Annotated in this window: 7 protein-coding genes and 1 pseudogene; 6 read left to right on the top strand and 2 right to left on the bottom strand. The window is 66.4% G+C overall.

The window, feature by feature from the left end; all coding sequences use genetic code 11:
• Nucleotides 1-402: 402 nt before the first annotated feature.
• The 6 genes from ACEN88_RS22495 to ACEN88_RS22470 all read left to right on the top strand — a co-directional run bounded on the left by ACEN88_RS22495 (nt 403) and on the right by ACEN88_RS22470 (nt 4968).
• A complete protein-coding gene (locus tag ACEN88_RS22495; protein ID WP_413343188.1) occupies nt 403-837 on the top strand; it encodes a MarR family winged helix-turn-helix transcriptional regulator in 435 nt (144 codons plus the stop codon).
• A gap of 75 nt (nt 838-912) precedes the next feature.
• Nucleotides 913-2190, top strand: a complete 1278-nt coding sequence (locus ACEN88_RS22490; protein WP_413343186.1) for an MFS transporter — start codon at nt 913-915, stop codon at nt 2188-2190.
• Nucleotides 2191-2225: 35 nt separating this feature from the next.
• Complete coding sequence (gene otnI, locus ACEN88_RS22485) at nt 2226-3002, top strand: 2-oxo-tetronate isomerase (protein WP_413343184.1); 777 nt, start codon at nt 2226-2228, stop codon at nt 3000-3002.
• Between the two features lie 79 nt (nt 3003-3081).
• Entirely contained in the window at nt 3082-3933 is an 852-nt protein-coding gene (locus tag ACEN88_RS22480; protein ID WP_413343182.1) for a hypothetical protein, read from the top strand.
• Between the two features lie 17 nt (nt 3934-3950).
• Nucleotides 3951-4460 carry a hypothetical protein gene (locus ACEN88_RS22475; RefSeq protein ID WP_413343180.1) on the top strand — a complete coding sequence of 170 codons (510 nt, stop codon included), beginning with the start codon at nt 3951-3953 and terminating at the stop codon, nt 4458-4460.
• 151 nt (nt 4461-4611) lie between these two features.
• Nucleotides 4612-4968 (top strand): TraR/DksA family transcriptional regulator, encoded by a 357-nt coding sequence (locus tag ACEN88_RS22470; RefSeq protein WP_413343177.1) that lies wholly within the window; start codon nt 4612-4614, stop codon nt 4966-4968.
• 1 nt (nt 4969) lies between these two features.
• Here the strand turns inward: ACEN88_RS22470 and phbB are convergent, their stop codons facing one another.
• Entirely contained in the window at nt 4970-5716 is a 747-nt protein-coding gene (phbB, locus tag ACEN88_RS22465; RefSeq protein ID WP_371762986.1) for an acetoacetyl-CoA reductase, read from the bottom strand.
• A 118-nt stretch (nt 5717-5834) separates the two neighbouring features.
• Nucleotides 5835-6130: pseudogene (locus tag ACEN88_RS22460) on the bottom strand (hypothetical protein); the annotation flags it as partial.

Below are 6130 nucleotides of genomic sequence, written 5' to 3'. Positions count from 1 at the left end.
GACGCGGGTCGCGGCCAGGGCCGCGGCCCGCGTCCGGCATCCGCAGCCCGTTCGGGCGGCGAGCGCTGATACGTAATTCTGCGACATCACAAAAAAGACCGGGACCTGCTCCCGGTCTTTTTTTACCCATAACAAAGGCTCAAATTCGGGGTCAGAGCACTTTTTCGATCAATGTCCGGTAAGCCAAGATTTCGTACGGTTTGCCCATTGCGCCCATGAGTAAATCGGCGTCAGCCGGCAGAACTTGCTTCGAAGATCATCCACCAAAATGAGCTCTGACCCCGAAGTTACAAAAAAATTGGACCTGACCCCGAATTTATTTGCGCACTCAAGTACTTGCCAATGGTCGACATTCTCCATATACTTGACGAATCAAGTAACCATTAAGTACCAGGAGTCATCATGTCCGACAGTCTCACCACTGAATTCTGCCTGCGCCTCGCGCGGGCCTGGGCGACGCTCGTCCGCCGGCTCGACAGCGCCCTCGGCGGCCATCACGGCATCAGCTTTGCCGATTACCAGTTGCTATTGCACCTGCAGCGCGCACCGGGCGGGCGTTTGCGCCGTGTCGACCTGGCCGATCGGTTGGGACTGACTGCGTCCGGCGTCACCCGCTCGCTGCTGCCGCTGGAAAAGATCGGTCTCGTCACGCGCCAGAGCGATCCGCGCGACGCCCGCGTCGGCTACGCCCTGATCACGCCGACGGGCGACGAACTCGTGACGAACGCGACGACCGTCGTCGACAACATCAGCCGCGCCATGCTGGGCGCACCGTCCGGCGACCAGTTGCGCGCGACGTCCGACCTGCTCGCGCAGATCGCCGGCATCCAGCGCTGATCCACCTTCGCACCACCAACACGATGGCGTGCCGGCCAGGCCCGCGCACGCCCGCACGACGACAAGGAGACGAGCATGCAAGACGCACAGAACCCGCGCACCGCCCTGCTGCGCGACCGGAATTTCACGTGGCTGATGAGCGGCGGCGTCATCTCCACCCTCGGCGACCAGTTCACCCAGATCGCCCTGCCCTGGCTCGTGCTCAAGCTGACCGGCGATGCCGTTGCGCTGGGCATGGCCGTCGCGCTGATGGGCATCCCGCGTGCGATCCTGATCCTGTTCGGCGGCGCGCTCGTCGACCGCCACTCGCCCAAGCGCATCCTGATGCTCACCAAGCACGTCAACACGGTGCTGCTGGCCGTCCTCGCGGTCCTCGTCTACACCGGCCAGGCGCACCTGCCCGTCGTGCTCGCGCTGGCGCTGGGCCTGTCGCTCGCATCGGCGTTCAGCATTCCGGCCGGCACGTCGATGCTGCCGCATGCCGTCGCCCCGCAGCACCTGCAGGCCGCGAACGGCATGATGATGGGGCTGCGCCAGATCACGATGCTGGCCGGGCCGCTGCTGGCGGGCCTGTTGTTCGCGCTGGCCGGCGACGGCACCGACGGTCCGCAACACATGCGCGGCCTGGCGCTCGCGTTCGGCTTCGACTGCATCAGCTTCGCCCTGTCCGCCTGGACGCTCGCCAAGGTCCAGCCGCGCCCGTTCGCGCCGGCGGCCAGGCAGCCGGTATTCAAGTCGGTGGCAGACGGTCTCGCGGCCGTCTGGCGCGACACCATGATGCGCACGTGCTTCATCTACTGGGGCCTGTGCGCCTGCGTGATCGGCGGCGTGATGCAGGTCGCGCTGCCGCTGCTCGCGAGCAGCCGCCTGCACGGTGCTTCCGCGCTGGGCCTGCTGATGGGTGCGCATGGCGCCGGCGCGCTGCTGGGCATGGCGGCGAGTGGCATCGCCGGGAAACGGCGTGCGGGCAACCTCGGCATGACCCTGCTGCTGATCGACGGCATCGCCGGCGTCCTGCTGATGCCGTTGGGCCTGGTCACCGCCAGCTGGCAGGGCATGCTGATCAACGTCGCCATCGGCGTGCTGGGCGGGTTCGTGCAGGTCGCCGTGTTCACGTGGATCCAGCAGCGCGTGCCGCGCGAACTGCTGGGCCGGACGATGAGCCTGTTCATGTTCATCTTCATGGGCCTGGCGCCGCTGGCGGCCGTCGTGGCCGGCTGGCTCGCCAGCCGCGTCACCCTGGCGACCCTGTTCGGCGGCTCCGGCCTGTTCCTTGTGGGCGCCGCGCTGCTGGCCTGGCTGTTCACGCCGATGCGCGCGCTGCGCGCTGCGCCGGCCGGCACGATGGTTTAGGATAGCGGGTTGTTTCACCGCCAAGAGGAATTCGCATGCCCCGCTTCGCCGCCAACCTGAGCCTGATGTTCAACGAGCTCGGCTTCCTGGAACGCTTTGCCGCCGCCCGTACGGCCGGTTTCGACGGCGTCGAGTTCCTGTTTCCTTACGCCTTCGAGGCGGAGCAGATCGCCGGCCGCCTGCAACGCTACCAGCTGGAACTGGCGCTGCATAATTTTCCGGCCGGCGACTGGGCGGCGGGCGAACGGGGCATGGCGTGCGATCCGCGCCGCGTGGGCGAATTCCAGGACACCGTCGAGCTGGCGCTGGAATACGCGCTCGACCTGGGCGTGAAGCGCCTGCACTGCCTGGCGGGCAAGCTGCCGCCGAACGTCGCCCCCGAGCGCGCGCACGCGACGTTCATCGACAACCTGCGCTTCGCCGCCGCCGCGCTGGCCCCGCACGGCATCGACCTGCTGATCGAGCCGATCAACGACCGCGACCTCCCCGGCTATTTCCTCACGAAGAGTGCGCAAGCCGCCGCCATCATCGCGGAAGCCGCCGCGCCGAACCTGTTCCTGCAATACGACATCTATCACATGCAGCGCATGGAGGGCGACCTCGCCAACACGCTGCGCGAACGTATGCCGCTGATCCGCCACATCCAGCTGGCCGACGTGCCGGGCCGCCATGAGCCGGGCACCGGCGAGATCAATTTCCCCTTCCTGTTCCGCACGCTCGACGCGCTGGGCTACGACGGCTGGGTCGGCTGCGAATACATCCCGCTGGGCGACACCGTGGCCGGCCTGGGGTGGCGCACGGCCTTGACTTGAGCATTGGCAATGACAGCATCCGCCAGTTTGAAAGAATGAGGGCTTTTCGGGCCGGCCTTTTGCCGTCCAGAAAGGACCCATGGACCTGCGACGCTGTTTTACCCTGATCGTCCTCGCCGCCACCCTGGTGCTCGGCGGCTGCGCCAGTACCGGCCCCGTGAGCCTGGCGGAGGTGCGGCAATTTGCCGACGCGTCGGCCAAACTGGGCGGCTACGGCGAACTGTCGCGCCGCTATCGCGACACCTACGAGCGCGAACAACCGTACCTCTCTCCCGCCGCCGACCGCATCGCGAAGGAAAACGATGCGCGCCGGCGTGCCGTGTACGACGACTTCGTCAGTATCCAGAAGACCGTCGTGCTGTACATGCAGACGTTGAGCGTGCTGGCGGGCGACGCGCGCTACGACTTGTCCGACCGCATCGACGACCTCGGCAATGGTCTCAAGGCGAACGCGGAATCCGGCTTGCAACAGCGCCAGATCGCCGCGTACACGGGCCTGACGCGGCTGCTGACGCGGGTCATTGCATCCGGCTACCAGAACCGCAGCGTCGAGACAATGGTGCGCGACGGCGACGCCGACGTGCAGGTCTTGCTGGAAGCCATGATCGAGCTGACCCGCCTGTACGCGAAGACCAACGACAACGAGAAGAAGACCGTGCTCGGCATCTTCGACGTCGAAATCCCCTTCTCCACCAAGACGTCCGACCGCATGCTCGTGACCCTGGCCAAGGTCCATTATCTCAACAAGTCGACCGAGTACAAACTGGTCGACAAACGCTACGACCTGGCCCTCCAGGGGTTGACGAAGGTCGCGCTGGGCCACCAGAAACTGCGCGAAAACCTGAATAACCTGCACGGCGACGACGTGCGCAAGTTGCTGGCCGTCTATGCGCGCGACCTGACGAAACTGCGCGACGCCCTGTCCGATTGAGCGCACGAGGAGAAATCATGGCAAACGACGAGAAACCGAAACAGGCTGCCCCCGCCGCGCCGCCGCCCAGCCCGGCCAAGGCGTTGTCGACCGCGCACCAGGTCGAGGAACTGGCCGACAAGCTGTCGGAGTGCGCGGACAGCATCCACCAGCGCGTCATGCGCGATATCCGCCGCCACCAGGGCCAGGAGGTGCCGGAACCGGAGCAGATGGCCGCGCGCGCCCTGTTGAACGCCGAGATGGAATTGCGCCAGCGCGCCAACCGGCTGTATACGGAGGCGGCCGCATGCATCGTGTCGTCGCTGGGCCAACCGCAAGCGCACCTGATCCAGCTGACGGTGGACGCCGCCGACAAGATCAAGCGCATCACCCGCATCGGCGACGGCATCACGCTCGTCGCGCGCCTGCTGGGGTTGGCCGCGGCCGCCAGCACGGGCCAGGTCGTGCCCATCCTCGCGGCCCTCGACGGGCTCAAGACCCAGCTCGACATCGTCGCCATCGACAACGCGCCCGCCGCACCCGCCTGAATACCAGCGGCGGTATGCACGCCCCTCGTTCCGCGCTACACTGAAATCGCCGCCGCGCGGTTTCCAACGACACGAACGAGGGGACATCCATGAAAGCCAATCCGCACGCCGCTTCCGGCGCCTGTCGTCACGTGTTCGCTGTCGTGTGACCATGGAACCCCTCACACCCGAGCAGCTGGCGCTGCTCAAGACCATGCTGGAGCAGCGTCTTGCCGCGCTGTCCCGTGTCGAGGAACCGCGCCCGGACGCGGGAGAATTGCCTGTGGAAGAAGTGGAGACGTCGCCGCTGGACCGCGCCACCGTCCGCCTGCTGAACGATCTGTCGCGCGAAGCGGCCGGCCATCACTCGGCCGAGATGCGCCAGCTGCGCCAGGCGCTCGCCCGGATCGAGGACGGCAGCTACGGCTATTGCGAGGAATGCGGCCAGCCGATCGGCGCATCGCGCCTGCTGGCCCGGCCGGAGGCGCGCCTGTGCATCGACTGCCAGACGCGGGCCGAGCGGCGCTAGTTCAATACATGTGTTGCCCGCCATTGATGGCCAGGTTGGCGCCCGTCATGAAACCGGCGTCTTCCGACACGAGATAGGCGACGAGGCCGGCGATCTCGTCCGGCTCGCCCAGCCGCCCCATCGGGATCTGCGGCAGGATCTTGCCATTCATCACCTCGGCCGGTACGGCCTCGACCATCTTCGTGCGCAGATAGCCGGGCGACACCGTGTTGACGGTCACGCCATGGCGCGCCATCTCCAGCGCCAGTGCCTTCGTGAAGCCGTGCATGCCGGCCTTGGCGGCCGAGTAATTGGCCTGACCGAAGGCACCCTGCTGGCCGTTGACGGACGAGATATTGACGATGCGGCCAAATTGCTGCGCCATCATCGGTTCGATCGCCTGCTTGCTCATGTTGAACACGCTGTCGAGGTCGGCACGCAGGACGTCCTGCCAATCTTCCAGGGTCATCTTGCGCAGGCTACGGTCGCGCGTGATGCCGGCATTGTTCACCAGCACGTCCAGCCGGCCCATTTCGGCCAGCAGTTTCTGCATCATCCATTCGCAGTCACCGTAGTCGGTGACGTCGACGCGATACGTCGTGAATCGGTACCCTTCGTCTCTCTGGGCGGCCAGCCACGCGTCAGGCGTGGCATTGCCGGGCGAATAGGTTGCCGCCACGCGGAACCCCTCCGCCTGCAGGCGCCGGCAGATCGCCGTGCCCAGTCCCCCCATCCCTCCAGTCACCAAGGCTACTTTGTTGTCGTGCATGGTTTCGTCGTCCTTCATCAACCTGCCGCGCCGGGTGCGCAGCACGAAACATCGAGTCTAGGGCGATGGACAAAGACGTCGTTGACGAAACGCAAATAGACGCCGGGGGGGCGCGGACTCAGTGAATCATGTCGGGCGGCGACGCCGGATCGAAATCGGCCCAGTCGCCATCGACGATATTGCCTTTGGCGCGCTCGATGTGGTGGGCGCCCAGGCCGCGCAGCAGGTCGACGGCGCGCGCCTCGAGGCCGGGATCGTCGAAGGCGACCGCGATGAGCATGCCGGCCGGACGGTTTTCCATCGGCGCGCGGCCGCCCTCCTCGCGTTCGCCGGGATCCTTCATCTTCGTAAAGCTGAACAGCGAGCCGACGTGGGCGCCCAGCAGGCCGCCGACCACGGGGCCCAGCGGTCCGG

The organism is Massilia sp. CT11-108, from assembly GCF_047302915.1.
Taxonomy (GTDB): Bacteria; Pseudomonadota; Gammaproteobacteria; order Burkholderiales; family Burkholderiaceae_D; genus Telluria; species Telluria orientalis.
The sequence above is the reverse complement of the archived record's forward strand: the minus strand, read 5'-3'. Positions and strand labels throughout refer to the sequence as shown.

Bases quoted from the DNA above. Each gene is read 5' to 3' on its own strand.
- phbB (WP_371762986.1), bottom strand. From the start codon at position 5,716: ATGCACGACAACAAAGTAGCCTTGGTGACTGGAGGGATGGGGGGACTG.
- ACEN88_RS22470 (WP_413343177.1), top strand. From the start codon at position 4,612: ATGGAACCCCTCACACCCGAGCAGCTGGCGCTGCTCAAGACCATGCTG.
- otnI (WP_413343184.1), top strand. From the start codon at position 2,226: ATGCCCCGCTTCGCCGCCAACCTGAGCCTGATGTTCAACGAGCTCGGC.
- ACEN88_RS22480 (WP_413343182.1), top strand. From the start codon at position 3,082: ATGGACCTGCGACGCTGTTTTACCCTGATCGTCCTCGCCGCCACCCTG.
- ACEN88_RS22475 (WP_413343180.1), top strand. From the start codon at position 3,951: ATGGCAAACGACGAGAAACCGAAACAGGCTGCCCCCGCCGCGCCGCCG.
- ACEN88_RS22490 (WP_413343186.1), top strand. From the start codon at position 913: ATGCAAGACGCACAGAACCCGCGCACCGCCCTGCTGCGCGACCGGAAT.
- ACEN88_RS22495 (WP_413343188.1), top strand. From the start codon at position 403: ATGTCCGACAGTCTCACCACTGAATTCTGCCTGCGCCTCGCGCGGGCC.